The 23,790-nt window shown below is 66.4% G+C and carries 28 protein-coding genes; 15 read left to right on the forward strand and 13 right to left on the reverse strand.

Annotated elements, in window-relative coordinates:
• Positions 1-44 precede the first annotated feature (44 nt).
• From rsmA to KBZ14_RS03980, 7 genes are all read left to right on the forward strand, one after another.
• Positions 45-857 (forward strand): 16S rRNA (adenine(1518)-N(6)/adenine(1519)-N(6))-dimethyltransferase RsmA, encoded by an 813-nt coding sequence (gene rsmA, locus KBZ14_RS03950; RefSeq protein WP_255116998.1) that lies wholly within the window; start codon positions 45-47, stop codon positions 855-857.
• An 11-nt stretch (positions 858-868) separates the two neighbouring features.
• Positions 869-1,801, forward strand: coding sequence for a 4-(cytidine 5'-diphospho)-2-C-methyl-D-erythritol kinase (ispE, locus tag KBZ14_RS03955; protein ID WP_255116999.1), 933 nt, complete (start codon positions 869-871; stop codon positions 1,799-1,801).
• A 22-nt stretch (positions 1,802-1,823) separates the two neighbouring features.
• Positions 1,824-2,186 carry a DUF3082 domain-containing protein gene (locus KBZ14_RS03960; protein WP_399210786.1) on the forward strand — a complete coding sequence of 121 codons (363 nt, stop codon included), beginning with the start codon at positions 1,824-1,826 and terminating at the stop codon, positions 2,184-2,186.
• Positions 2,187-2,356: 170 nt separating this feature from the next.
• Positions 2,357-3,340, forward strand: a complete 984-nt coding sequence (locus KBZ14_RS03965) for a pyruvate dehydrogenase complex E1 component subunit beta (protein ID WP_255117000.1) — start codon at positions 2,357-2,359, stop codon at positions 3,338-3,340.
• 21 nt (positions 3,341-3,361) lie between these two features.
• Positions 3,362-4,870 (forward strand): protein translocase subunit SecD, encoded by a 1,509-nt coding sequence (gene secD / locus KBZ14_RS03970; protein ID WP_255117001.1) that lies wholly within the window; start codon positions 3,362-3,364, stop codon positions 4,868-4,870.
• A complete protein-coding gene (secF, locus tag KBZ14_RS03975; RefSeq protein WP_255117002.1) occupies positions 4,870-5,853 on the forward strand; it encodes a protein translocase subunit SecF in 984 nt (327 codons plus the stop codon). The genes secD and secF overlap by 1 nt, the downstream gene beginning before the upstream one ends.
• Positions 5,850-6,041, forward strand: coding sequence for a hypothetical protein (locus tag KBZ14_RS03980; RefSeq protein WP_255117003.1), 192 nt, complete (start codon positions 5,850-5,852; stop codon positions 6,039-6,041). The genes secF and KBZ14_RS03980 overlap by 4 nt, the downstream gene beginning before the upstream one ends.
• A 33-nt stretch (positions 6,042-6,074) precedes the next feature.
• On the opposite strand, the gene KBZ14_RS03985 is transcribed toward KBZ14_RS03980, so the two are convergent.
• Genes KBZ14_RS03985 through mnmH form a run of 4 tightly spaced genes read right to left on the reverse strand, consistent with a single transcriptional unit; the run spans position 6,075 to position 9,590 of the window.
• Positions 6,075-7,073, reverse strand: coding sequence for an AI-2E family transporter (locus tag KBZ14_RS03985; protein ID WP_255117004.1), 999 nt, complete (start codon positions 7,071-7,073; stop codon positions 6,075-6,077).
• Complete coding sequence (locus KBZ14_RS03990; RefSeq protein ID WP_255117005.1) at positions 7,070-8,122, reverse strand: AI-2E family transporter; 1,053 nt, start codon at positions 8,120-8,122, stop codon at positions 7,070-7,072. The genes KBZ14_RS03985 and KBZ14_RS03990 overlap by 4 nt, the downstream gene beginning before the upstream one ends.
• A gap of 3 nt (positions 8,123-8,125) precedes the next feature.
• Complete coding sequence (gene psb28 / locus KBZ14_RS03995) at positions 8,126-8,500, reverse strand: photosystem II reaction center protein Psb28 (protein WP_255117006.1); 375 nt, start codon at positions 8,498-8,500, stop codon at positions 8,126-8,128.
• A gap of 37 nt (positions 8,501-8,537) precedes the next feature.
• Positions 8,538-9,590, reverse strand: coding sequence for a tRNA 2-selenouridine(34) synthase MnmH (gene mnmH / locus KBZ14_RS04000; RefSeq protein WP_255117007.1), 1,053 nt, complete (start codon positions 9,588-9,590; stop codon positions 8,538-8,540).
• Positions 9,591-9,667: 77 nt separating this feature from the next.
• On the opposite strand from mnmH, the gene KBZ14_RS04005 reads away from it, so the two are divergent.
• Both KBZ14_RS04005 and KBZ14_RS04010 read left to right on the forward strand, forming a co-directional pair.
• Positions 9,668-10,390: a GUN4 domain-containing protein gene (locus KBZ14_RS04005; RefSeq protein ID WP_255117008.1), complete on the forward strand. Its 723-nt coding sequence runs from the start codon at positions 9,668-9,670 to the stop codon at positions 10,388-10,390.
• Positions 10,391-10,443: 53 nt separating this feature from the next.
• Positions 10,444-10,842 carry an ATP-binding protein gene (locus tag KBZ14_RS04010; RefSeq protein WP_255117009.1) on the forward strand — a complete coding sequence of 133 codons (399 nt, stop codon included), beginning with the start codon at positions 10,444-10,446 and terminating at the stop codon, positions 10,840-10,842.
• On the opposite strand, the gene KBZ14_RS04015 is transcribed toward KBZ14_RS04010, so the two are convergent.
• Positions 10,843-11,130 carry a DUF6439 family protein gene (locus KBZ14_RS04015; RefSeq protein WP_255117010.1) on the reverse strand — a complete coding sequence of 96 codons (288 nt, stop codon included), beginning with the start codon at positions 11,128-11,130 and terminating at the stop codon, positions 10,843-10,845.
• Between the two features lie 51 nt (positions 11,131-11,181).
• On the opposite strand from KBZ14_RS04015, the gene KBZ14_RS04020 reads away from it, so the two are divergent.
• Complete coding sequence (locus tag KBZ14_RS04020; RefSeq protein WP_255117011.1) at positions 11,182-11,454, forward strand: hypothetical protein; 273 nt, start codon at positions 11,182-11,184, stop codon at positions 11,452-11,454.
• 10 nt (positions 11,455-11,464) lie between these two features.
• Here KBZ14_RS04020 and KBZ14_RS04025 read toward each other — a convergent pair whose 3' ends face one another.
• Together KBZ14_RS04025 and KBZ14_RS04030 are read right to left on the reverse strand one after the other, a co-directional pair.
• A complete protein-coding gene (locus KBZ14_RS04025) occupies positions 11,465-11,788 on the reverse strand; it encodes a copper-binding protein (protein ID WP_255117012.1) in 324 nt (107 codons plus the stop codon).
• A 59-nt stretch (positions 11,789-11,847) separates the two neighbouring features.
• Positions 11,848-12,903, reverse strand: coding sequence for a class I SAM-dependent methyltransferase (locus KBZ14_RS04030; RefSeq protein WP_255117013.1), 1,056 nt, complete (start codon positions 12,901-12,903; stop codon positions 11,848-11,850).
• A 218-nt stretch (positions 12,904-13,121) separates the two neighbouring features.
• Between KBZ14_RS04030 and KBZ14_RS04035 the strand changes: the two genes are divergently transcribed.
• Positions 13,122-13,337: a hypothetical protein gene (locus KBZ14_RS04035; RefSeq protein ID WP_255117014.1), complete on the forward strand. Its 216-nt coding sequence runs from the start codon at positions 13,122-13,124 to the stop codon at positions 13,335-13,337.
• Between the two features lie 30 nt (positions 13,338-13,367).
• Here KBZ14_RS04035 and glnA read toward each other — a convergent pair whose 3' ends face one another.
• Complete coding sequence (gene glnA, locus KBZ14_RS04040) at positions 13,368-14,786, reverse strand: type I glutamate--ammonia ligase (protein ID WP_255117015.1); 1,419 nt, start codon at positions 14,784-14,786, stop codon at positions 13,368-13,370.
• 230 nt (positions 14,787-15,016) lie between these two features.
• Here glnA and KBZ14_RS04045 point away from each other — a divergent pair, with 230 nt between their 5' ends.
• Positions 15,017-15,547, forward strand: a complete 531-nt coding sequence (locus KBZ14_RS04045) for a globin family protein (RefSeq protein WP_255117016.1) — start codon at positions 15,017-15,019, stop codon at positions 15,545-15,547.
• 36 nt (positions 15,548-15,583) lie between these two features.
• Complete coding sequence (locus KBZ14_RS04050) at positions 15,584-16,786, forward strand: pyridoxal-phosphate-dependent aminotransferase family protein (protein WP_399210811.1); 1,203 nt, start codon at positions 15,584-15,586, stop codon at positions 16,784-16,786.
• Here the strand turns inward: KBZ14_RS04050 and KBZ14_RS04055 are convergent.
• Positions 16,716-17,201 carry a nucleoside deaminase gene (locus KBZ14_RS04055; protein WP_399210813.1) on the reverse strand — a complete coding sequence of 162 codons (486 nt, stop codon included), beginning with the start codon at positions 17,199-17,201 and terminating at the stop codon, positions 16,716-16,718. The genes KBZ14_RS04050 and KBZ14_RS04055 overlap by 71 nt on opposite strands.
• A gap of 120 nt (positions 17,202-17,321) precedes the next feature.
• On the opposite strand from KBZ14_RS04055, the gene KBZ14_RS04060 reads away from it, so the two are divergent.
• Both KBZ14_RS04060 and KBZ14_RS04065 read left to right on the forward strand, forming a co-directional pair.
• Entirely contained in the window at positions 17,322-18,737 is a 1,416-nt protein-coding gene (locus KBZ14_RS04060; RefSeq protein ID WP_255117018.1) for a pyridoxal phosphate-dependent decarboxylase family protein, read from the forward strand.
• The gene (locus KBZ14_RS04065) at positions 18,734-18,970 is read left to right on the forward strand and encodes a hypothetical protein (RefSeq protein ID WP_255117019.1); all 237 of its coding nucleotides are present in this window, start codon (positions 18,734-18,736) and stop codon (positions 18,968-18,970) included. The genes KBZ14_RS04060 and KBZ14_RS04065 overlap by 4 nt, the downstream gene beginning before the upstream one ends.
• Here KBZ14_RS04065 and KBZ14_RS04070 read toward each other — a convergent pair.
• The 4 genes from KBZ14_RS04070 to KBZ14_RS04085 are packed head-to-tail and all read right to left on the reverse strand — an operon-like array spanning position 18,897 to position 23,750.
• Entirely contained in the window at positions 18,897-20,459 is a 1,563-nt protein-coding gene (locus KBZ14_RS04070) for a DUF697 domain-containing protein (protein ID WP_255117020.1), read from the reverse strand. The two genes, KBZ14_RS04065 and KBZ14_RS04070, sit on opposite strands and share 74 nt — an antisense overlap.
• Before the next feature lie 60 nt (positions 20,460-20,519).
• Positions 20,520-22,709 (reverse strand): transglycosylase domain-containing protein, encoded by a 2,190-nt coding sequence (locus tag KBZ14_RS04075; protein WP_255117077.1) that lies wholly within the window; start codon positions 22,707-22,709, stop codon positions 20,520-20,522.
• Positions 22,690-23,178 carry a signal peptidase II gene (gene lspA, locus KBZ14_RS04080; protein WP_255117021.1) on the reverse strand — a complete coding sequence of 163 codons (489 nt, stop codon included), beginning with the start codon at positions 23,176-23,178 and terminating at the stop codon, positions 22,690-22,692. The genes KBZ14_RS04075 and lspA overlap by 20 nt, the downstream gene beginning before the upstream one ends.
• Positions 23,178-23,750 carry a biotin transporter BioY gene (locus tag KBZ14_RS04085; RefSeq protein WP_255117022.1) on the reverse strand — a complete coding sequence of 191 codons (573 nt, stop codon included), beginning with the start codon at positions 23,748-23,750 and terminating at the stop codon, positions 23,178-23,180. The genes lspA and KBZ14_RS04085 overlap by 1 nt, the downstream gene beginning before the upstream one ends.
• Between the last annotated feature and the right edge of the window lie 40 nt (positions 23,751-23,790).

A 23,790-nucleotide genomic window follows, 5' to 3' on the forward strand; every position in this document is an offset into this window, starting at 1 on the left:
GGCGGCCCGGCAATGTAGTTGGCGGCCCGTGTGCGCCCGATTCGATGACCTTTGCGGCCCACCGCACCCGGAAACGCTTCGGCCAGCACTGGCTCATGGACGAATCCGTGCTGGGCAAGATCCTGGCCGCCGCTGAACTTCAGCCCGCGGACACCGTGCTGGAAGTGGGGCCGGGGCGCGGGGCGCTCACCGAGCGATTGCTGGCCTCGCCGGCGGCGGCGGTGAGGGCGGTGGAGCTCGATCGGGATCTGGTGGCAGGTCTGCGCGAGCGCTTCGGCACTGATCCCCGGTTTGAACTCACCGAGGGCGATGTCCTGGCGGTGGCGCTGCCCCAGGCCCGCAAGGTGGTGGCCAACATCCCGTACAACATCACCGGCCCGCTGCTGGAGCGGCTGGTGGGGCGGCTGGATAGGCCCGTGGCCGAGCCCTACCAGCGCCTGGTGCTGCTGGTGCAGCAGGAGGTGGGGGAACGGATCCGGGCCAAACCGGGCAGCAGCGCCTTCTCGGCCCTGAGCGTGCGCATGCAGCTGCTGGCCCACTGCGCCACGGTGTGCTCCGTGCCACCCCGCTGCTTCCAGCCACCGCCCAAGGTGATGAGCGAAGTGGTGGCCCTGGACCCCCTGCCGCCGGAGCAGCGGCTGGAGCCTGCCCTGGCCCGCACGGTGGAGCAGTTGCTGCGCCGCTGCTTTGCGGCCCGTCGCAAGATGCTGCGCAACACCCTGATGGGCTTGCTGCCGGCTGATCAGCTGGAGATCCTGGCGCGGGAGGCGGGCATCACCCTGCAGCAGCGGCCTCAGGAGGTGGCGCCGTTGGCCTGGGTGAGTCTGGCGGCGGGTTTGAATCGGCTCACTGCCTGATGCCTGAATCCATGGCTGAGCTGCTGGTCAGCGCCCCCGCCAAGATCAACCTGCATCTGGAGGTGCTCGGCCTGCGGCCCGATGGCTTCCACGAGCTGGCGATGGTGATGCAGACCCTCGACCTGGCCGATCAGCTCAGCATTCGTCCCACCGCTGATGGTGCGATCAGCCTCACGTGCGACCGGCAGGATCTGCCCACCGATGGCAGCAATCTGGTGGTGAAGGCCGGAGAGCTGCTGCGCGCCCGGGTGGGCCTGCCAGAGCTGGGGGCGGCCATCCACCTGCACAAGCGCATCCCCATCGGGGCCGGCCTGGCGGGGGGCTCGAGCAATGGTGCTGCGGCCCTGGTGGGGCTCAATCACCTCTGGGGCTGCGGCTTCAGTAGCGCCCAGCTGCACGCCATGGCCGCTGAACTCGGCTCCGATATGCCCTTCTGCATCGCGGGGGGCACCCAGCTGTGTTTCGGTCGGGGCGAACAGCTCGAACCGGCAGGGCTGGAGGCGGCACCGGCGCTGGGGGTGTTGTTGATCAAACACCCCCAGGCGAGCGTGTCCACCCCTTGGGCCTACGGCCGCTGCCGGGAGTTACGCAGCGACTTCTACCTCGAGGCGGAGGTTGAATTCGAGCAGCGCCGCGAGGCCCTGCGCACGGGGGCCCTGCTGGCCGGGCTGCGCGGCGAGGCCGCGCTGCCCCCCATCCGCAACGACCTGCAGGCGGTGGTGGAGCCGGAGGTGGCCAGCGTGCGGGAGGGTCTGGCTCTGTTGCGCCAGGCCACCGGCGCCCTGGCGGTGGCCATGAGTGGCTCGGGCCCAAGCCTGTTTGCTCTGTTCCCCAATGCTGAAGCCGCCGCTGCCGCCCACACCCAGCTGGCTGTGGACCTAGCGGCCGCTGGTTTTGAGGCTTGGTGCTGCCGTTGCACAGGTTGTGGTGTCACCCTGGGATGACCTCCCGTCCCGTGCTGCTGCCGTGAGCGAAGCCAGCGAAACCGCGAGTGAAATCGCCCGCGAAACTGCCAGCACTACCGCGGGTGACGCCACCACACCACGGCAGCGCAAGGGACCCCTCAGTTTTCTCACGGGCTCGATCACCAGCTTCGGCCTGGGCTGGTGTGCCCTGCAGCTCTCTTACCGGGTGGTGGGCTACTACGCCGAGCATCCGCCCCACTACGACGTGCGCTTTGCCCAGAGCATCGCCACGTTTCTGAAAACCCTGTTCGTGGGGATGACCTTCCTGGCCACCTTCACCTTTGCCTTTGTGGGCTTGGGGCTGTTTCTCACCTTTATTCGAAGTCTGATGCCGGGTTGGAGACAGGCCGAAGAAACTCCCTAGCCTGCAGGGGCGCGTTGCCGCCGGCCATGACCGCCCACGACCTGGAATTGCTGGTGTTGCTGCTCTCGCCGGGCATGTTGCTCTCGGTGCTGCTCTTGGCCACCTTCGCTGCAGGCGGCTGAGATAAGTTGGCGGCACCACCGGTCTTGTGCCGGAATCGCCTTCCCGCCGTGGCAGAGACGCTTCTCTTCAACGCCCTGCGCGAGGCCATCGATGAAGAGATGGCCCGCGATCCCCACGTCTGCGTGATGGGCGAGGACGTCGGCCAGTACGGCGGCTCCTACAAGGTGACCAAGGACCTCTACGAGAAATACGGCGAGCTGCGGGTGCTAGACACCCCGATCGCCGAGAACGCCTTCACAGGCATGGCCGTGGGCGCCGCCATGACGGGCCTGCGCCCGATCGTGGAAGGCATGAACATGGGCTTCCTGCTGCTCGCCTTCAACCAGATCTCCAACAACATGGGGATGCTGCGCTACACCAGCGGCGGCAACTTCACCATCCCCACTGTGGTGCGCGGTCCCGGCGGCGTGGGCCGGCAGCTGGGGGCGGAGCACAGCCAGCGCCTTGAGGCCTATTTCCACGCCGTACCCGGCATCAAGATCGTGGCGGTGAGCACCCCCACCAACGCCAAGGGCTTGATGAAGGCCGCCATCCGCGACAACAACCCGGTGTTGTTCTTTGAGCACGTCCTGCTCTACAACCTCTCCGAGGACATCCCGGACGGCGAGTACACCTGTGCTCTCGACCAGGCGGACGTGGTGCGCGAGGGCAGCGACGTGACGATCCTCACCTATTCCCGCATGCGCCACCACTGCCTCAAGGCTGTGGAGCAGCTGGAGAAGGACGGCGTGAGCGTGGAGCTGATCGACCTGATCAGCCTCAAGCCGTTCGACATGGAGACCATCGCCCGCTCCATCCGCAAGACCCACAGGGTGATGGTGGTGGAGGAGTGCATGAAAACCGGTGGGATCGGCGCCGAACTGATTGCGCTGATCACGGAGCACTGCTTCGACGATCTGGACGCCCGGCCGATCCGTCTCTCCTCCCAGGACATTCCGACTCCTTACAACGGCGCCCTGGAAAACCTCACGATCATTCAGCCCCACCAGATTGTGGACGCGGCCAAGGCCCTCAAGGCCGGCCAGGTCTGATCACCACCGGATAGGTCCTCAATGGCACGTCAACAGGGGTGGCTCGCCCTGATCCTGGCCCTGGCGATTGCCGCCGGGGCCCTTGTTTTGAATTACCCGCCCCCGCTGGGGCTTGACCTCCAAGGCGGCAGTCAGCTGACGCTGCAGGTGTTGCCGAACGGCTCGATCAAGAGCGTGCAGAAGGAGCAGCTGGAGGCGGTGAAGGAAGTGCTCGACCGCCGGATCAACGGCTTGGGCGTGTCGGAATCCACCCTCCAGACCGTGGGCGATGACCAGTTGGTGCTGCAGCTGCCTGGCGAACAGGATCCCAGCCGAGCCGCAAAGGTGCTGGGCACCACGGCCCTGCTGGAGTTTCGGGCCCAGAAGCCCGGCACCGAGCAGGAGATGCAGGGGCTGCTGAAACTGAAGCGCCAGGCCCAGGCGGTGCTCAACCAGCGCCAGGCCCAGGCCAGTGCCAATGCAGCCGGTGAGCCGCAGGCCCCCAAGGCCACCATCGCCGCTGCAGATCTGTCTCAGGCCCTGACGGGCCTTGGAATCCAGGTGCCCGCCGGCAGCAGCGAAACCGACCAGCTCGAGCTGTTGCTGGCCACGGTGAACAGCAAGATCGTGACCCTGTTCGAACCGGCGCAGCTCACCGGTAAAGACCTGGTGAGCGCCGGCCGCCAACAGCAGCAGACCGGCACCGGCTGGGATGTGACCCTGGCCTTCAACCGCGAGGGCGGCGAGCAGTTCGCCAAGCTCACCCAGGGCATCGCCGGCACCGGACGGCTGCTTGGCATCGTGCTCGACAACCGCCCCATCAGCGAAGCCAGTGTGGGCCCCGAGTTCAAGGCGGCTGGCATCACCGGGGGGTCCGCCAGCATCACCGGCAACTTCAGCTCCGAGGAGGCCCGCGATCTCGAGGTGCAGTTGCGTGGTGGATCCCTGCCCCTGCCGGTGAAGGTGATTGAGCAGCGCACCATCGGCGCCACTCTCGGTAGTGAGAACGTGCGCCGCAGCCTGGTGGCCGCCCTCTCGGGCCTGGCCCTGGTGGCCGTGTTCATGGTGGTGGTCTACCGGCTCCCCGGGCTGGTGTCGGTGGTGGCCCTCAGCCTCTATGCCCTTTACAACCTGGCCCTCTATTCGCTGGTGCCGGTGACCCTCACCCTGCCGGGCATCGCCGGCTTCATCCTCTCGATCGGCATGGCCGTGGATGCCAATGTGCTGATCTTTGAGCGGGTGAAGGAGGAGTTGCGCAGCGGTAATTCCCTGATCCGCTCCATTGATACGGGCTTCTCCCTGGCCTTCTCCTCAATCTTGGATGGCCACATCACTGGGTTGATCAGCTGTGTGGCCCTCTTTGCCCTCGGCACTGGCCTGGTGAAGGGCTTCGCCGTGACCCTGGCCCTTGGCCTGGTGCTCAGCCTGTTCACGGCGCTCACCTGCACCCGCACCTTGCTGCGGCTGTTGATGAGCTATCCGGCCCTGCGCCGCTCCACCTACTTCCTGCCCGCGACCCAGCTCCCCGCCTCGAGCGGAAGCCCCGCCTGATGACTGCCTCCTCCGCCCCCGCCGGCAGCCCTCTGCCCGCTCCCCGTTTCCGGATCAGCCGCCATCGTCGCACCGCCTGGCTGGGCTCAGGCCTGGCCTGCCTGCTCAGCGTGATCGGCCTGGTGCTGAGCTGGGTTAATCCCCAGATCCATTCCCCCTTGCGGCCAGGCCTGGACTTCACCGGTGGTACGCAGATTCAGATCGAGCGCCAGTGCGAGCCCGGAGCCTGCAAGGCCATCACCGGCAGTGCCATCCAGGAGAGCCTCGCTCAGCTGAGCTTGCCGGTGGAGGTGGGTCAGAAGGCCCCCAGCCTCTCCAGTGTTGGCGTGCAGGTGCTGGATCAGGGGCGCTCCCTGGTGTTGCGCCTGCCGGATCTCGACCCCGATCAGACCCAGGCCGTGGTTCAGACGATCGGCGCCATGGCCGGGCCGCTGAACCCGAAGGGCACCTCTGTGGACACGATTGGCCCCACCCTGGGCAGCCAGTTGCTCAAGGGCAGCGTGCTTTCCCTGCTGGTGAGCTTCGCCTTGATCGCCGCCTACATCACCTTCCGCTACGACCGCATTTTTGCCTTCCTGGCCCTGTTTGCACTGGCCCACGATGTGCTGATCACCTGCGGCCTGTTCGCCTGGTTGGGCCTGTTCCTCGGGGTGGAGGTGGATTCGCTGTTCGCCGTGTCGCTGATCACGGTGGCGGGCTATTCCACGACCGACACCGTGGTGGTCTTCGACCGCATCCGTGAGCAGAAAGCCGTGCTGGCCGCCCTGCCGCTGGTGGACCAGGTGGATGTGGCCGTGGATGCCACTCTCACCCGCTCGCTCTATACCTCCCTCACGACCCTGCTACCCCTGTTGGGCTTGATTTTCTTCGGTGGCGCCAGCCTGTTCTGGTTCGCCATCGCCCTCACCACCGGGATCGCGGTGGGGAGCTGGTCGAGCATTGGCGTGGCGCCCACCTTGCTGCCCCTGCTCGCGCGCCGTTGACGCCCCTAGGCCGCCTTAGCTGGGTTCCCCTGCTGCTGGCTGGTCTAGCCCTGGCCGATCTCAGCGGGGAACTGAGGTTGTTGGCAGATCACTTCACCTGGACCTCGCTGGTCTATCTGCCTGCCCAGCATCCCTTGGCCATTGCTGTGCTGGTGCTGCTGCCCTCCCTGTTCCGGCGCTATCGCTGATCCGCTTCACCGGACGTTGTTGGGGCTGGTTCGTTACCAGCGGTCCATCACCTGTTCCACCACCACCTTTTCCATCACCACCTGGAGCACCACCACCAGGGGCAGGGCCAGCAACACGCCGGGCAACCCAAGCAGAGCCCCGAGGCTCAATTGGGCCATCAGGGCCACCGTGGGCAGGAGATTCACGGTGCGGCTCAACAGGAGCGGTGTGAGCAGAAACGCCTCGCCGTTCTGGAGGGCCAGGCGCAAGAGCAACACCTGCAGCACTTTGGCTGGTGAGACCAGCAAGGCCACTGCCAGCGGCAGCAGGCTGGCCACCGTGGGGCCGATGGTGGGCACAAAGGTGAGCAGGCCGCACACCAGGGCACTCAACAGGGCCAGGGGCACCTGCAGGGCCGCCAGGCCGGCCCAGGTGAGCACAAACACCGTGCTGGCGGCGATGGTCATGCCGGCCAGCCAGCCCCCCAGGGCTTCGCGGCACTCCCGCAGCAGATTACCCATCTGGGGCCGATAGCTATTGGGCGTGGCCGCCAGCACCAAGCGCTGATGGCTGCGGGGATCGAGCACCAGAAGCACCGCGAGCAGCACCATCAACAGCAGTTGGATGGTGCCGTTGGCGGCACCACCGGCGAAGCCGAGCAACTGGGCACCGATCGGCTGCAATTTGTCCCAGGTGGCGAAGGCCTGGAGCTGCTGTTCGAGGCTCTCCAGCATGGTGAAGCCGCCCACCAGGCGGCTCAGGCGTTGCACCAGGGTGGGCACCAGTTGGGTGAGTTGATTCACCTGCTGCAGTAGTTCAGGCAGCAGCAACTCCGACAGTTTCCACCCGCCCACCAGGATCAAGGCCAGCACAATCGCCAGCGCGGCTGGGCGATTGAGGCGGCTCACCCCGCGCAGCCAGCTCACGGGCACATCCAGGGCCACCGCCAGCACCACGGCGCCGAACAGTACCAACAGCACCCAGCGCAGTTCCCAGGCCAGTAGGCCCAGCACGATCAGGCTCAGTAGCCCCAACCAGGACCGACTGCTCATCTGGCCAGGCGCTGTTGGCGCCAGGGATCGAGCACGTCGTGAATCAGCACCTCCCGAACCACTACCTGGAGGCTCACCGCCAAGGGCAGGGCCAACAGCAGACCCAGGGGGCCAAACAGCACGGTGAACACAAACTGGGCGATCAGGGTGAGGCCTGGTAGCAATTTCACCTGGTGATGCATCACCGATGGGGTGATCACATAGCTCTCCAGGTGCTGCACCAGCACGTAGAGACCCAACACGGCCAATGCCTTCCAGGGGGAGGCCAGCAGCGCCACCGACATCGGGAAGATCGTGCTCAGGGTGGGGCCCACATTCGGGATCACATTGAGCAGGCCCGCCAGTAGGGCATTGGCTACCACGAGGTTCACCCCGAGGAGCGAGAGACCGATGCCCGCCAGCAGGGCTACGCAGCAGGAGCTGATCAACACGCCACCCATCCAGCTGCTGAGGGCCTCGCCGCAGTGCACCAGCACCTGGCGCAGGCGGCGCCGGTAGAACGATGGCGCCAGCAGCACGGCCACCTCGCGGTAGGCGATGGGCTGAACCGCGATCATCACGGCCACCGACACCACAAACAGCAGCTGCACCAGCCCGCTGCCCAGGTTGCCCGCCAAGCCCAACAGCCGCCCCACCCCGCTGCTGAGGCCGGGGTCAGCCAAGGGCGCAGTCCAGGTCTGTTGCAGCCATTGGAGGGCCTCTTTGCCGTAGATCATCCGACTGCTCTGATCCAGGGCCTGGCGCAGCAGCTTGACCGAAAGCGCAGCCGCTGCAGGCAGCTGACGCAGTAGCTCCTGGAACTGCTGCACAAAGGGGGGCACAACGGCGGCGCTCACCACCACCGCCAGCAGCAGGAGCCCCACGAGCGTCAGCAGGAGCGCGATCGGGCGCCCGCAGCCCAGGCGCTGACGCACGACGCCCACGAGGGTGCAGAGCGCCATGGCCAGCACGATCGCGGCAAACACGTGGATCAGCACATCCCGCAGGCTCCACAGCAGCACGAGTGCTGCCGCTATGGCGATCAGTCCCAGCCACTGGCCGAACTTCAAGCGTCAGTCCTGCTCGGCGTTCTGGGCTTGGGCCGCCTCGTCGCTCTTCTTGGCAAATCCCAGGCCATTGGTTTCGGCATAGCGCTCGGCGAAGCGCATGAAGCGCTCGAAATCTTCCAGAGTTTTCCAGGTGTAGGTGGCTTCCAGCGCGGCGGGCTTGCCGTTCACAAAACGTGCATTCACATCGCGGGTCACCAGCTGACCCTCCTCATCGAGCATGTACATGCCACCGATGTCGCCAAGGGTTTCGGGGGCGAGCGCTTGGGGTTGCTCGAACACGAACATGGCCTGGCCGGTGCGGCCATCGCGGGAGCGGGTCATGCGGATGTCGGCAACCACGGGTTCGTCAACTCCGCGGAAGAACTGGATCGCCGCCATCGGATGCCCTGGAAAATTTGATCCTAGGCAGTGCCACTCAACCCATCTCGGCCTGCATGGTTCCGTTGGCCAGCAACTGAGCGGCGGCCTCGGCGGCGCTGCTGAACCCCAGCTCCACGCTGCCAAGCACCCTGTCAGCGACCCCTTGGCCGTGCTGCTCGAGCTCACGGTCGTAGCAGCGGTCGTAGTAGTCGAGCATCTGCCGGCAGGCCTCACTCCAATCGCGCCGAGCGATGGCCTCCAGCGCTGCCGCGGTGCGCTGCGGTCCCAGGCGCTTGCCAATGCGGCTGGTGGCCTCGGCTAGGGCCTCAGGGTTTTGAACGCCGTACACGGCCACTAGGTGGCGCAGACGTTCCTCAAGGGGGCGCTGGATCTCCAGCAATGGTGCTTGCTGCATCTGGCGCCAGACCCCTGCCGGCACGCGGCAACGGCCCACTTGCACACTCTCCGCCTCGACCCAGATGGCCGTGGCTCCCACCTGGGCCCGCAACACAGCCGCGATCCGGTTCTCGTAGTGCTCGTTGCTGGGCTGGGGCGGCAGTCCAAGGTTCCCGAAGCTGCTGCCGCGGTGATGGGCCAGTCCCTCCAGGTCCAGCACCGCCACGCCCCGATCACGCAGGGCTTGCAGCAGGTCGGTCTTGCCGGTGCCCGTGCGTCCCCCCAGCAGCTGGAGAGGCCAGGGCTGCTCCAGTTGGGCCAGCACCCAGTGGCGGTAGGCCTTGTACCCCCCTTCCAGCAGTGTGCAGGGCAGATCCAGGGTGTCCGCCAACCAGGCCATGCTGCCGGAGCGCATGCCACCGCGCCAGCAGTGGATGCCCAGTAGAGCTCCAGCCGCTTCCGTACTCCAGGCCGTGAGGGTGGTGCCGAGCGCCGCCAGCTTGGGGCCCACGAGGGCCAGCCCCAGCTGGACGGCCTCCTGCCGTCCCTGCTGCTTGTAGGCGGTACCCACCTCGGCCCGCTCGCCATCGCTGAACAGCGGCAGATTGCGGGCCCCTGGGATGTGGCCTTGGGCGAATTCTGCGGGGGTGCGCACATCCACCACGGGGCCGCTGCCCTGCAGAAAGGTTTCGATCGCCAGCCGCTCTGCCATGGAAGGGGGGTCTCGACTGCCGGTCTGGCCTGACATAGTGGGCCAACGCTGGCTCCCCGTCAGGTCAGCTCGCCCCCATGCTTTCCGGACCTCCCGTCTCCGCCTCCGCCAGCGCCGATCAACTGCTGGACCGTTTTCTCTCCAGTTCCGTGCGCCAGCGCCGCAGCCTGCTGGCCCAGGTGCAGCAGCGGAGCGCTGAGATTCGTCCCTGCATTCCCGAGCTGCTCAATCGGCTTGATGCCACCGGCGACGATTGGGCTGCGGGCACCTTGATCCAGCTACTGCTGGCCCAGCCCGACGATCTGAGCGAGTCCTTCCGGCAGCGCCACCCCGAGGGTTGGCTCGCGGTGAGCAGTGCCCAGGGCATCGATTACACCCCGCTGCAGCAGGCCCTCAGCTTGCTGCAGTTTGAAGAGGCCGATCGTCTCACCAGCGAGATCCTGCGCCAGATGGCCGGTGCCGCTGCCGTGAAGCGGGGCTACGTCTATTACTCCGAAGTGCCACCGATGGCAGCGGTAGACCTGCAGAGCCTGGATCGCCTCTGGCTCACTTATTCCCAAGGCCGCTTCGGCTTCTCGGTGCAGTTGCGGCTGCTGCGCAGCGTTGCTGGCCGTTGGGATCGGCTCTGGCCCAAGCTTGGCTGGAAGCTTGACGGTGTCTGGACGCGCTATCCCTCCGCCTTCACCTGGGCCTTGGGTGCTCCGGAGGGCCATTTGCCGCTGGTGAACCAACTGCGCGGGGTGCGCTTGATGGACGCCCTGCTCTCCCATCCTGGGGTGCAACAACGGCTGACAGCCTGATGGCCGCGGGGTAGGGTCAAACCCGGCTGGTGACCCGCTGCTGTTTCAGCTGAATGGCGCTGCGTTGGGCTGATTTCATTACCCCATCCACGCTGCACCTCTCGCCCTTGCTGGAGTTGCTGCTGGAGCCCATCCGGGGCGCCGAGCAACTGGCAGCGCTGCAGTTGGGCTTGCAGGAAGTGCTGGTGAATGCCGTACGTCACGGCAATGGCAACGACCCGCGCAAATGCCTTCGCATCCGCCGCATTGTGACGCCCCGCTGGGTGGTGTGGCAGGTGCAGGACGAGGGCTGTGGTGTAGCCCCGGCGGCACGGTGCGGCCAGCTCCCGGACCAGGCGGATGCCGCTTGCGGCCGCGGGTTCTTCCTGATTCACCAGTGCTTCGACGACGTGCGCTGGAGCGGCCGGGGCAATCGCGTGCAGGTGGCGGTGCGGCGGGTGGGCGCCGGCTGATCAGCGGCCGTGACTGGGACAGCCGGGATCTTTGAGGCTGCCCTGCAGCCAAGCCAGGGCATGTTCCACCAGGGCAATGGCCTGTTGCCGCTGCGGGGTGCTGCCCCGAATGGCGGGTCCATTGGCCTCGTCGAGCAGCTGTACCAGGGCGGCGGCCAGCTGCTCGGCCCCTCGGCGCTGGGGCTGGCCCTTGAGGGCGTGCCAGTCACGGTCGCCGATCACCAGCTGGCGATGCAGGGCTTCGGCAGCCTCGCGGCTGCCTTCGGGCCAGTGGTTTGGGGAGGCCATGGTCGACGACAGCACTGGACGCAGGATCGGGGTTCGGTCCATCCTGACGGGATGCAACAGCAGCCGCGCTCCCCCTTTCAGCCGATTCGCTGGCTGCATCAGCTGGCTGGACTGATGGCACAGGTGTCTCAGGCTGAGCGCCTCAAGGCCAGTGATGACAGCCTGCGGGCCCGGCGCCTACGCCAGCGCATGGCCCTGGCGCAACGGGTGCTCGACCCTCTGCCCCAACCGCTGCAGAGTGAAGCCTGGGCAGAGCAGGTGGTGTGGACAGGGCTGCGCTGGGGAGGCCTGGGCCTGCTTCTGGCGGTGTGGCTGAAGCGTTGAGGCTTGCTGATCAGGCCGGCAGGCGGATGATCGGCTGCAGCTCTGCGGGCATCAACGGTGTGATCTCTGCTTCGGCGGCGGCACTCTCCAGGGCTGGAGCGCTTGCGGTGTCCGGCAATCCCTGGTTGCGCAGCCAGGCCTTGTGCAGCGCCCGGCGCCGCTGGTCTTCCGCCAACACAAGGCGGTCCGCCGCGGCGGTGGGGCTTTCACCCGGCTGCACGGGGGTGCGCAGGCAGATGCCAAAACCATGGGCCTCCACCTGCACCCGGCCTTCCATGAACACCGTCTGAAAGGTCCAGCCGGCGAGCCAACGGACGCTGAACGGATTTGCCATTCCGACCGCTGAGAGTTCGCACAACCCTATTGAGCTGGTGGGCCGGCGGATGGCCTATGTCAGGGCTTGATGGCGCTCCACACCCGCGTCATCAGATGGGACTCGGCCCGGATGCCTGTAAAACCGGCGGCCTGGAGCCTGGCTTCGATGTCGTCGCCGATGTAGTCGCGGTAGTAGGGCTCGTGGAACACGCGCCTGAAGTTCTCCATCGCCGGCTGGAACTGGGGGGAATCCGCCATCTGTACTGAATCAGCCAGCACCACAACGCCGCCAGGCTCCAGCACGCGGAAGCAGTCGGCCAAAACGTTCTGACGGGCCTCACCCGGCAACTCATGCAGCAGGAACACACAGGTGATGCCCTGCATGCTGCCCTCGGCGAAGGGCATCGCCTCGCCATTGCCCTGCACCAGTTGGGGCAGTTCGTTGGGGAGCTGACTGAGCCAGCGGTTGGCCTGACGCAGGTAGGCAGGAGAGAGATCCAGGCCCACGAGCTGGGCCTGGGGAAGGGCTGCCCGCACTTGCCGCAGGGTCCGGCCCGTGCCGGTGGCCACATCCAACACCCGCAGCTGGCTTGGGCTGCGATCGCTGAAGCGCTTCAGGCCCTGGATCAGGGGTTTGATCACCCGTCTCCGCATCGGTTCAGCGGTGCCGTTGAACAGGATCTCCACCTGCAGGTCGTAGAGCGAGGCCGAGTGGTCGCTCAGGTAGCCGTCGGTTTGGTGGTGGAAGTTCTGCAGGTAGTAGTCGGGGTAATCGTCGCGATTGATCTCCTGGGGCAGGTCATTCACGTTCCGCTCGCTGCGCCGGCTCCAGGTGGAGGGCATGTCGAGCCAAACAAGCGGATAGCGGCTGGCCCATTCCAGCCATGGGGCGTCGAACAGAAGGGATGTGGGGTAGAGACCCTGTTCGGCCTCCTGCCAGTCGGTATCCAGAAGGCGGCTATGGGCGGCCTGCAGGTCGGCGAGCATCCGCGCTGGCACTGGCACCGTTTTCGGAGACCCCTCGGGAGCGAACACCTCCATCAACTTGGTGCTCACTTCCTTGTGGGCAAGCCCCACCAGGCTCTTGCCCTGTTGCAGGGTCTGGTAAGCCAGCCGGGTTACGGGATCCGCCATCAATCGCAGGTGTGCGCATCTATGGAATCCATTCCAGCGGATTCAAGGCTGGCCCGTGGACGATCCCAGGGCTCGCCCGGCACTGAACGTCGGTATCAACTTGAACCCAGATCAAGAATCATGGACCGGGGCTCAGCCTGGTAGCAACGGCTACAGAATGAATCCATCAGCGAACCTCGAACCCCATGGATGCTCCGCGTCCTTCCCCCGAACTCCCGATGTCTGGATGGCATAGCGAGCCCAGTTATGTGGCCTGGGTGCGGGCGCGGCAGCAGCAGGCCCGACGTCGCGCGGCCCTGCTCTCCACGCTTGTCGCCCACGCGGATCCCAGTGAAGCCGCCGACAACCACGGCCAGGCCGTGGCCTGGGCAGAACAACATGCCCAGGCCAAGCGTTTGCACGACAGCGCCATGGCCCAGCTCCGCCACGGCTGAGGCCGGCGGGAGCTGGGCTCAGCGGCGGACTCAGGCGTCGTAGTACATGGTGAATTCGTGGGGGTGGGGCCTCTGGCGCAGTTGCTGCACCTCCTCGTACTTCATTGAAATCCAGTTGTCGATGAAGTCCTCGGTGAACACACCCCCGGCCAGCAAGTAGTCCTTGTCAGCCTTGAGGGCCTCCAGAGCGCCATTCAGTGAGGCCGGCACCGTGGAGATCTTGGCGAGCTCCTCAGCCGAGAGTTCGAACAGGTCCACGTCCGTGCCATCACCCGGGTCGATCTGGTTCTTGATGCCATCGATGCCGGCCATCAACATGGCGGCGAAGCCAAGGTAGGGGTTCGAGAGGGCGTCGCCGGAACGGAACTCCAGGCGCTTGGCCTTGGGGTTCATGCCGGTGAGCGGGATGCGCACGGCGGCGGAGCGGTTGCCCTGGGAGTACACCAGGTTCACCGGCGCCTCGAAGCCAGGCACCAGGCGCTTGTAGCTGTTGGTGGTGGGGTTGGTGAAGGCCAGGAAGCTGGGGGCGTGTTTCAGCAGGCCGCCGATGTACCAGCGGGCGGTCTGGGAGAGGTTGGCGTAGGTGCCCTCACCCCAGAACAGGGGTTGGCCGCCTTTCCAGAGGCTCTGGTGCACATGCATGCCGCTGCCGTTATCGGCAAACACGGGCTTGGGCATGAACGTGGCGGTCTTGCCGTACTTCTTGGCAACGTTGCGCACCACGTATTTGTAGATCATCACGTTGTCGGCCGCGCTGATCAGCTCGGCGAACTTGATGCCGAGTTCGTGCTGGGCCGTGGCCACCTCGTGGTGCTGTTTCTCAATGGGAACACCCAGGGCGCCCATGGTGAGCAGCATTTCGCTGCGGATGTCCTGAAGGGTGTCGTTCGGAGCGACAGGGAAGTAACCCTCCTTCAGTTGGATCTTGTAGGCCAGGTTGCCGCCCTCCTCGAGGCGGTCGTTGTTCCAGGGCGCCTCGATCGAATCAACGCTGTAGAAGCTGGAGCCATTGGCGCTCTTGTAGCGCACGTCATCGAAGATGAAGAACTCCGGCTCAGGTCCGAAGTAGGCGGTGTCGGCCAGGCCTGTCGAAGCCAGGTAGCCCAGGGCTTTCTGGGCCAGGGCCCGCGGGCAGCGGGAGTAGGGCTCACCGCTGCGGGGTTCCTGGATCGAACAGATCAGGCTGAGGGTTTTGTGGCTGTAGAAGGGGTCAATCCAGGCGGTGTTCGGATCCGGCACCATCGCCATATCCGATTCATTGATGGCCTTCCAGCCCCGGATAGACGATCCATCAAAAGCCACGCCTTCACTGAACGCGGCCTCGTCGATCAGGTCCTCGCACACGGTGAGGTGTTGCCACTTGCCGTGGAGGTCCACGAACTTGAGGTCAACGAGTTCGATGCCCTCGTCCTTGATCTGACGGAGGACGTCCTGGGCGGTTTTGGCCATGACGTGATCGGGTGGAGGCTGAACGGTGATGCCCGCCTGGAACCGGGCGTCGCGGGACCGTACGGATCAACAGGTGCCCACTGTGTATCCGGTGTAACCAAAAATGCGGTGGCAGGAGGCTGGCGCTTGCGTAACCGTTTCTGTCAGATTCGCCAGATCGATCGTCGGGCAAGGGATCTGGCGGTTTTCAGGTGCTACGTTCCGGCTCAGGTGCGTCGATCCTTCACGCCATGCGCGATGCCATCACCGGTCTGATTGGTCGGTACGACCAGCTCGGGCGCTATTTCGATCGCGAGGCGATCGACCGCGTGGCCACGTATTACTCCCAGTCCGCCGTTCGCCTGGCCGCCGTTGAGTTGATCAATCGCGAAGCCGCTGAGATCGTGCGGGAGGCCAGCCAACGCCTCTGGCAGGCCGATCCGGAGCTGCTGCTGCCCGGTGGCAACGCCTATACAACGCGTCGCTGGGCGGCCTGCCTGCGCGATATGGACTATTTCCTCCGCTATGCCAGCTACGCCCTTGTGGCTGACGACAGCACCATCCTCAATGAGCGGGTGCTGAACGGCCTGGACGACACTTACAAGAGCCTGGGTGTGCCCACCGGCCCCACTGTCCGCAGCATCGCCCTCATGGCCGATGTGGTCTGCGAAAAGCTGGCGGATGCCGGCCTGGCGGACGGCGCCACCCTCAACACCGTTGTGCGGGCTCCGTTCGAGCACCTCTGCCGCGGCCTGGCCGACACCAACGTGCGGGCCCGCTGAGGCTCCCACCGCTACGTAGGCTCCACTCCATCTGATCTGACCCAGGCCTTGGCTTCCATCACCACCCCCGTGTCCGATCGGCACCGTCTCCAGCTCGGCCCGATCGACACGCCGGATCGTCTGTTGCTGGGACCAGGCCCCTCGAATGCTCACCCCACGGTGTTGCAGGCCCTGAGCCGCACCCCGATCGGTCACCTGGACCCCCTCTACGTCGCCCTGATGGGCGAAGTGCAGGAGCTGCTGCGTTACGTGTGGCAAACCGACAACCGCCTCACCTTGCCCATGAGTGGCACGGGCAGCGCGGCCATGGAGGCCACCATCGCCAACATGGTGGAGCCCGGTGACTCCGTGCTGGTGGCCGTAAAGGGCTATTTCGGCCTGCGTCTCCAGGACATGGCCGGCCGCTACCGGGCCGAGGTTCACACCATTGAGAAGCCTTGGGGCGAAGCCTTCAGCCTCGAGGAGATTGAAGCCGGATTGAAGCAGCACCGCCCCAAGATCCTGGCAATGGTGCATGCCGAAACCTCCACCGGCGTCTGCCAGCCCATGGATGGCATCGGCGACCTTTGCCGCCAGTACGACTGCCTGCTGCTGCTGGACACCGTGACCTCCCTCGGTGCGGTGCCCCTCTATCTGGACGACTGGAAGGTGGATCTCGCCTACAGCTGCAGCCAGAAGGGTCTCAGCTGTCCCCCTGGCCTCGGCCCCTTCACCATGGGTCCCCGGGCGGAAGAGAAGCTGGCGAACCGCCAGGGCAAGGTGCCCAACTGGTATCTGGATGTGAGCCTGCTGAACCAGTACTGGGGCAGCGATCGCGTGTACCACCACACCGCACCGGTGAACATGAACTTCGGCATGCGCGAGGCCCTGCGCCTGATCGCCGAGGAAGGCCTGGAGGCCGTCTGGGCTCGTCACCGAGCCTGTGCTGAGCGCCTCTGGGCTGGCCTCGAGCGCCTCGGCCTGGAGCCCCACGTGCCCTATGCCCTGCGGCTGCCCACCCTCACCACGGTGCGCATCCCGGAGGGGGTGGATGGCAAGGCCTTCAGCCTGCACCTACTCAACAAGCACGGCATCGAAGTGGGCGGCGGCCTCGGTGTCCTGGCCGGCAAGGTGTGGCGGATCGGCCTGATGGGCTACAACAGCCGCGAGGAGAATGTGGATCTGCTGCTCAACCTTCTGGAGCAGGAGCTGCCGGCCTTCCGTTCCGCCGCTCCCGTTGCTGCTGCCGCCGCTGCCTGAACCAGCGCTCCAGCTGTAACCCACAATCCTGGGCTCGGGTGCCTGCCACCACCTGCATGTGGTGATGGGCACTCGGGTGCTCGGCCAGATCCAGGCAACCTCCAAGGGCACCCCGCTTGGCGTCGCTGGCGCCGAATACCACCCGCCCCATGCGCGCCTGCACCAGGGCACCGGCACACATGGGGCAGGGCTCCAGGGTTACCAGCAGGGTGCAATCGTTGAAGCGCCAGTCCTGGCGTAAGCGGGCCGCCTGTTGTAAGGCCACCAGTTCCGCATGGCCCAGCGGGTTCTGGTCGTGCTCTCGCCGGTTGCTGCCCCAGCCGATGGCCCGGCCCTGGGCATCCAACACAACCGCGGCCACGGGTATCTCTCCGTCGGCACCCACCTGGGCTGCGCGGCGCAGTAACCGCTCCATCCAGGCCTGATCCAGCTGGCAGGTGGGGCTCAGGGGGCTGCGGCGGCTGCCCTGAGATTGCCAGCTCCCCGGACTCGGGACCACGGGGCGAGAGGATGGGGGGCCCTTGATGCCTGGCCATTGGCTCCAGCTCCCCAGCCCGAGCCCTCCCTCGCCCTGGCGGCCTTCCCCGATCCCACCACGGCGGATCCGGCCCTGGCGGCTTTCCTGCACCGGGCCAGTGATCAACTCTGCCGCTGGTGGGCCAGCGCGGCGGAGCGCCCCCCATTGCCAGCCTTGAGTGTGCTGCCGGAAGTGGCTCCCCACGGCGTCGGCCTCCCGGTGGACACCCTGCTGGCTGATCTGCAGCTGGTGATGGATGGTGCCTACAACCCCTGCCATCCCGGTGCCATGGCGCACCTGGACCCGCCGCCGCTCACGGCCTCGGTGGCGGCCGACCTGATCTGCGCCGGTCTGAACAACAATCTGCTGGCCGAGGAGTTGTCGCCCAGCCTGTCGCGCCTGGAGCGCAGCCTCACCGGTTGGCTGGCCCAGAGCCTTGGCCTTGGCTCTCAGGCAGGTGGTGTGGCAGCCAGCGGCGGCAGCCTCAGCAACCTGATGGCCCTTGTGGTGGCGCGTCATCAGGCCGCATTGCAGGGTTGTGCCGATGCGGTGGTGCTGTGCAGTGCCGATGCCCATGTGTCCATTGCCAAGGCGTTGGCGGTGATGGGCCTGCCGCCCCAGGCCCTGCAGCCCCTCGCCCTCAACGGGCAGGGCCAGCTGGATGTGGCGGCCCTGGCCCAGGCGCTTGAGCAGCACGCCCGTCAGGGCCAGCCGGTGTTGGCCGTGGTGGCCACTGCAGGCACCACCGTGCGCGGGGCCGTGGATCCGATTGAGGCCATCGCCCCCCTCTGCCGCCGCCATGGCGTGTGGCTGCATGTGGACGGAGCCATTGGTGCGGTGTTTGCCCTCAGTGAGCGCCACCGCCAGCGGGTGCCAGGGCTGGGCCTGGCCGACTCCCTCACGGTGAACCCCCAGAAATTGCTCGGCATCACCAAGACCTCCTCGCTGCTGCTGCTGCGCCAACCGGAGCTGCTGGCCGCCTGCTTTGCCACGGGGCTCCCCTACATGGAGCCCAGCTGGGCCCAGGCCCACGGCGGTGAGTGCGGCCTGCAGGGCAGCCGCCCAGCCGAGGTGCTCAAGCTGTGGCTCGGCCTGCGGCAGCTCGGGATGGAGGGCATCGCGGCCGTGCTCGATGGCGCGGTAGCCCGGCGCCAACGGCTGCAGGCCCTGCTGGAGCCTTTGCCTCTGGATTGTGTGGCCGGGCCGCTGCACCTGCTGGCTTTCACTCCCACGGGAACCACGGCGCTGCAGGCTGAGTTGTGGTCGGCCCTGGCCCGCCAACGCTTGCTCGACCAGCAGCTGATGCTCTCGCGCCCTCACTACGCTGGCCGCCACCATCTCAAGGCCGTGCTGGGCAACCCCCACACCACGGACACGGAGCTGCTGGCCACCGCCGCCGTGGTGGAGGCTTCCCTTCTGGAGTTATCAGCATGACCGAGCCTTTGAATCCTCCCCAAGGGCAGGCCCGGGGCCGCTGGGTGGCCATCGTGACCGGCGCCCTCTCGATCCTGATCGCCATGGCCTATCTGGTGTTGATCACCGTGCTCGACTCCCGCGGACCACTGCTGCCGCCGCCCCCTGAAGCGCTCGGGCTCAGCGCTGCGGACGCTGGGGGGGCAGTTGCCGCTCCTTCTCCTGGCTTTGCAACGGTTCCACCACCCGACTGAGGGCTGCGTTGAGGAACTGACGCAGGGCTGAATCGCGGCGATTGAGGTCGTATTGGCGCTGCACCACCTCCTGCACGCCTCCATCGCCCCAGTCCTGGTCCTGCTGGAAATAGGTGATGAAGCTGCGGCCGGCGATGCGGGTGAGCCAGCCTGCACCCACAGCCTGCACGGCTTTGCTGAGCAACAGGGCCGGCAGGTTCAGTGATAGTGCGGCACCGATGAGGCTGAGGCCCCCTTTGATCACCCCCAGACTGGCCAGGGTCCGCCCCACTGATACCGCCAGTTCCTGGGCGGTGACCTTGCTGAGGCTGACGCCGTAGACCCGGGCGATCTCCACCACCATCTGGGCATTCACCGCGGCGGTGCCCAGCAGATCCACCACCGGCAGCGGCGTGACCGCCAGCACGCCCGCACTGATCCACACGTAGCGATCAACGATCGCCTCTGCATCGCTCTGACGTTGCTCTCCGAGCAAGTGCCGCCCGGCATCGCTGAGCCGCCGGCTCTGCAGCAGGATGTTGTCGGCGATTAGTTCCTCGCCGTCACTGTGCAGCACCTGGGCAATGCGCCTCAGCAGGGCTTCAATCTCCGCCTGGGGTTGGAGTGGGCGCCCACCTGGCATCGGCACGCTCTGGGGGGCTGCGCTGGCTGCAACCACGTCGTCTGACGCGATGCGGCCGGCGGTGCGGCGCTGCAGCAAGCCCAGCAGACGACGCTCCTCATCCTCTCCCCGCAGGTCGCACTTGTTCAGCACCAGGATCAGCCGTTTGCCCAGGCTGGCCAGCGCTTCAAATACCGCGTATTCGGCGGCTCGCAGGTCTCCATCCACCACCAGCAGTAGCAGATCGGCCTGGGCGGCCTGTTGGCGTGCCAGCTGTTCCCGGTTCTGGCCCTCAGGGCCGGCCTCGAGGATTCCTGGGGTATCCACCAGGCGCAGGCACCGCTGCAGATCCCTCAGACGCAGGCGGTAGCTAGTGCACTTCTGCGTAGATCCCATGGCTGCGCCCACTTGGCCCACCACCTCCTGCAGCAGGGCGCGGATCAGGGAGGTCTTGCCGGCGGAGCCGGTGCCGAACACCACCAGCACCACATCGCCGCGCTGCAGCTCGGCCGCCACCCGGGCCCGTTCCTGTTGCAGGGCCTCGCGTTGCACGTCGTCGCGGATGCGGGCGAGCAACTGGTCGATCGCCTTGAGGTTCTGAAGGGCTGCTTCCTGGCGATTACCGGGGGGCGGCGGCAGGCCCCCGGGAGCACCACTGCCGGATTGCCGGCCACGCCGCAGATCCACCAGCCAAGGCCAGGCCAGCCGGCCCAACACCAGGGCACTGCCGCCGAAAACCAACAGGGCCGTAGGCCCCACCAGCCAACCCGGCAGTAGATAGCTCATCTGCCACAGCAGGTTGTTCACGGCCTGCAGCACGGCGGTGATGGCCACCAGAATCACCAGGCCCACACCGAGCCAGATCCAGAGGCGCGGCGGCAGTTTCACGGTTTGGTGGTGCAGGGCACGAGGGTGTCAGCGTGGTGGGCAGGGCTGGGTCCTGCAGGCTCACAGCTTGGCGCTGGGCTGCAGGCTGCCGCTACCGGCCGAGCGGATGATGTCGCTCCAGAGGCCGGCCGCCAAGGCGCTGCTGCTGCCGGTGGGTCGGTTGTCGTCGTTCCCCAGCCAGATGCCGATCACCCAATGGCGCTGAGGTTCATAGCCCACGAACAACAGATCGCGGCCCTCGTTGGTGGTACCGGTCTTTCCGCCTTCCATCCCCCCGATCGAGGCCGCTGTGCCGGTGCCGCCCCGCACCACCCCGCGCAATAGGCTCTGCATCTGCTGGGCCGTGGCCTTGCTGATCACCTGCCGCCCAGGTTTGAGCGGCCGTTGGCCTGACCCCTGGCGGCTGCGGCAGCGTTGGCTTTCGAGCTGGCCGCAGGTTTCCGCATCCGTGAGCTTGCGCACTGTGCTGGGGGGATGCCAAAGGCCGTTGTTGACCACCGCGGCATAGGCGCCGGTGAGTTCCATCAACCGCACCTCGCTCTGGCCCAGGGCCAGGCCCGGCACCGGCTCGAGCGGAGTGGTGATGCCCAGATCACGGGCCTTTTGCACCACCTGATCGAGGCCCACTCGCCGCGCTATCCGCAGGGCTGCGGTGTTGCTGGAGCTTGAAAAGGCCGAGGCGATGCTGAGACTGCCGCCGCAGCTACTGCGGAACACCTGCCCCCCCCACTCCAGTGGCCCGCAGCTCACCGGGTCGCTGGGCTTGATGCCCTTCTCCAGGGCAGCCAGATAGGGGAAGAGCTTGAAGGTGCTGCCTGGCTGGCGCAAGGCCATGCTGGCTCGGTTGAACTGGCTGCGGTTGTAGTCGCGGCCACCGGTAATGGCCAGCACGCCTCCATTGCGGCTATCTAGCACCACTACCGCCCCCTCACTCACCACCCCCGTCGTGCCGGATAGCAGTTGCCGCAGCCGCCGTTCCACCACCTCCTGCAGCAGTGGATCCAAGTGGGTTTCCACGAGAAAGTTGCCCTCGGCGGCTACATTGGCGCCGAGCAGACCATCCAGATCGCGCCGCACTTGATCGGTGTAGAAGGGCGCCGGTCGGCGAGGTCCTGATCCTGCGCCACGGCAGGCCTGGGGCGAGAGGGTGATGGGTTGGCGGCGGGCGCGGCGTGCCGCGTCGTGGCTGATCTTGCCCGTATCCGCCATCTTCAGCAGCACCGTGTTGCGGGCATCGAGGGCTGCCTGCGGGTTGGTGCAGGGGTCGTAGCCGTTAGGGGAGGGAAGCAGCCCCACCAGCAGGGCCGCCTCCTCCAGGTTGAGTTGTGAGGCCGGCTTGCCGAAATAGCTGCGGGCGGCATCCTCAAAGCCCCAGCCCACCCCAAGGTAAACCCGGTTGAGGTAGTTGAGCAGCAGGTCATGCTTGCTGAATCGAGCCTCCAGCTGCAGGGCCACTAGGAGCTCGCGCCACTTCCGCAGCAGGGTTTCTCCTTGCCCAACCTGCTCGGGATAGAGGCTGCGCGCGAGCTGCTGGGTCAGGGTGCTGCCGCCCTCCAGCACCCGGCCCCCCAGCAGGTTGGTGGCCAGGGCACGGCCCGTGCCGATGGGATCCACGCCGGGATGCCACCAGAAGCGGTTGTCCTCACTGGCAATCAGGGCGTCTACCAGCACGGCTGGATAGCTGCTCAGGGCTCTGTGTTCGCGATGCTGACTCGATTCGGCGGCATTCAACGGCTTGTTGTTGCCGTCGTAGAGGGCGAGTGGGCCCCGCACGCTGGCCAGATTGCCCCGCAGGGGACCTTGCAGCAAGGACAGTCCCAGGCTGAGAAGGCCGCCGGCCGCGACCCCCGCCAGCCCAATCGCCCCCGCTCTGGCCACGCTGCTTAGCCGCTGCTGGCCTGGTTGATGAAACACCAACCACGGCAACTCCGACTCCGTGCCCGGTCCAAAGCCCACTCGATCGCCATCGGCCAGCAACAGCTCGCGCACCTGCCGTCCGCGCCACCACAGGCCGTTGGTGGAACCTCTGTCTCGCAGCAACCATTGGCGCCCCTGCAGCTCAAGCACGGCATGCTGTTTGCTCACGGCGCTGTGGGGCAGAGCCAGCTCACAGGCTGGATCCCGGCCGATGCGATAGGCACCTGGCAGGAGGGCAATGCGCTGGCTTGAGTGGCCTGGCTGCTGCAGTTCCAGCCAGGCCTCCTCAGGCGTCACCAGGCGGCGCAGGCCGTCAGCGAAGCGGCTGGCCATGGCGTCTGAGTAGGTCAACGGCTAGACAAGCCACCGCCAGGTTGATGGCTACATCCGCCCCGTTGAAGATCGGGAAGGTGAAGGGCACGAATTCCAGAAAGTCAACCACCGTGCCGAGGCGCCAGCGATCGATGCCGTTACCGATGGCTCCCCCGAGCAACAGACCTGTTCCCAGCCACTGCCAGCGCCTCAGAGGAGGGCTGGTTTGAATCCACACCCCTAGGCCCACCGCCACCATCAGACTCACCAGCGCCAGCAGGGTGGTGCTGCCCCGCAGCATGCTGAACGCTGCACCACTGTTGAATACCAGCTGCATCCGAACCAGACCCGGCAGCAGGGGAGCCCAACCATGCCCGGAGAGGTGTTCTAGGGCCCAGGCTTTACTCAGTTGGTCGATCAGTACCACCGCTGCAGCAGTGGTGAAGGCGGCCAGCCGACCACGGTTCGCAGCGCTCAGGAGCCATGACATCATGACTCCACCAGCAGCAGGTGACGCAGGGGCAGGGCTAGCACGGCCACGGCGCAGCAGAGCAGCAGCTGGGGAATGATCGGCCCAAGGCTGTAGTTCAGCAGCAACTGCGGCAGACCACTGCCCCAGCGGCCCGCCAGGGTCCCTAGGAGCAGGTTGGCAATGCCACACAGCTGAAGCACCGCTAGTCCGATGATCGCTGCCCCCGCCAGGCTGAGCAGGTTGTCCATGCCCTGTTGCTTGCCGAGCCGGCCTGTGACCCAGGCGGCCGGCAGAAAGCCGGCCAGATAGCCAAAGCCTGGATCCAGCAGATAGGCCAGGCCACCGCCGGAGTGGAAGACCGGCAGTTGAAACAGGCCCAGGCTGATGTAGGCCACACCTGCCAGCATCGCCGCTCTCGGCCCACACACCAGGGCCGTGAGCAACAGACCAGGCACCTGCAGCGTGATGGGCAAGGGGATCAGCTGCAGGCCAGTCGCAGCTACACCAGGCCAGGCCGCCTGGACCAGGCCACCGGTAATGATCAGCAGCAGGCCTGCAATGGCACCGCTCCAGTTGGCTAGCGCGCGCACGAAGGGCTGGAGGTTGCGCCCATCCTGCAGGAGAGTGGGC

It is taken from the genome of Synechococcus sp. HJ21-Hayes, assembly GCF_024345835.1.
Lineage (GTDB): Bacteria > Cyanobacteriota > Cyanobacteriia > PCC-6307 > Cyanobiaceae > Vulcanococcus.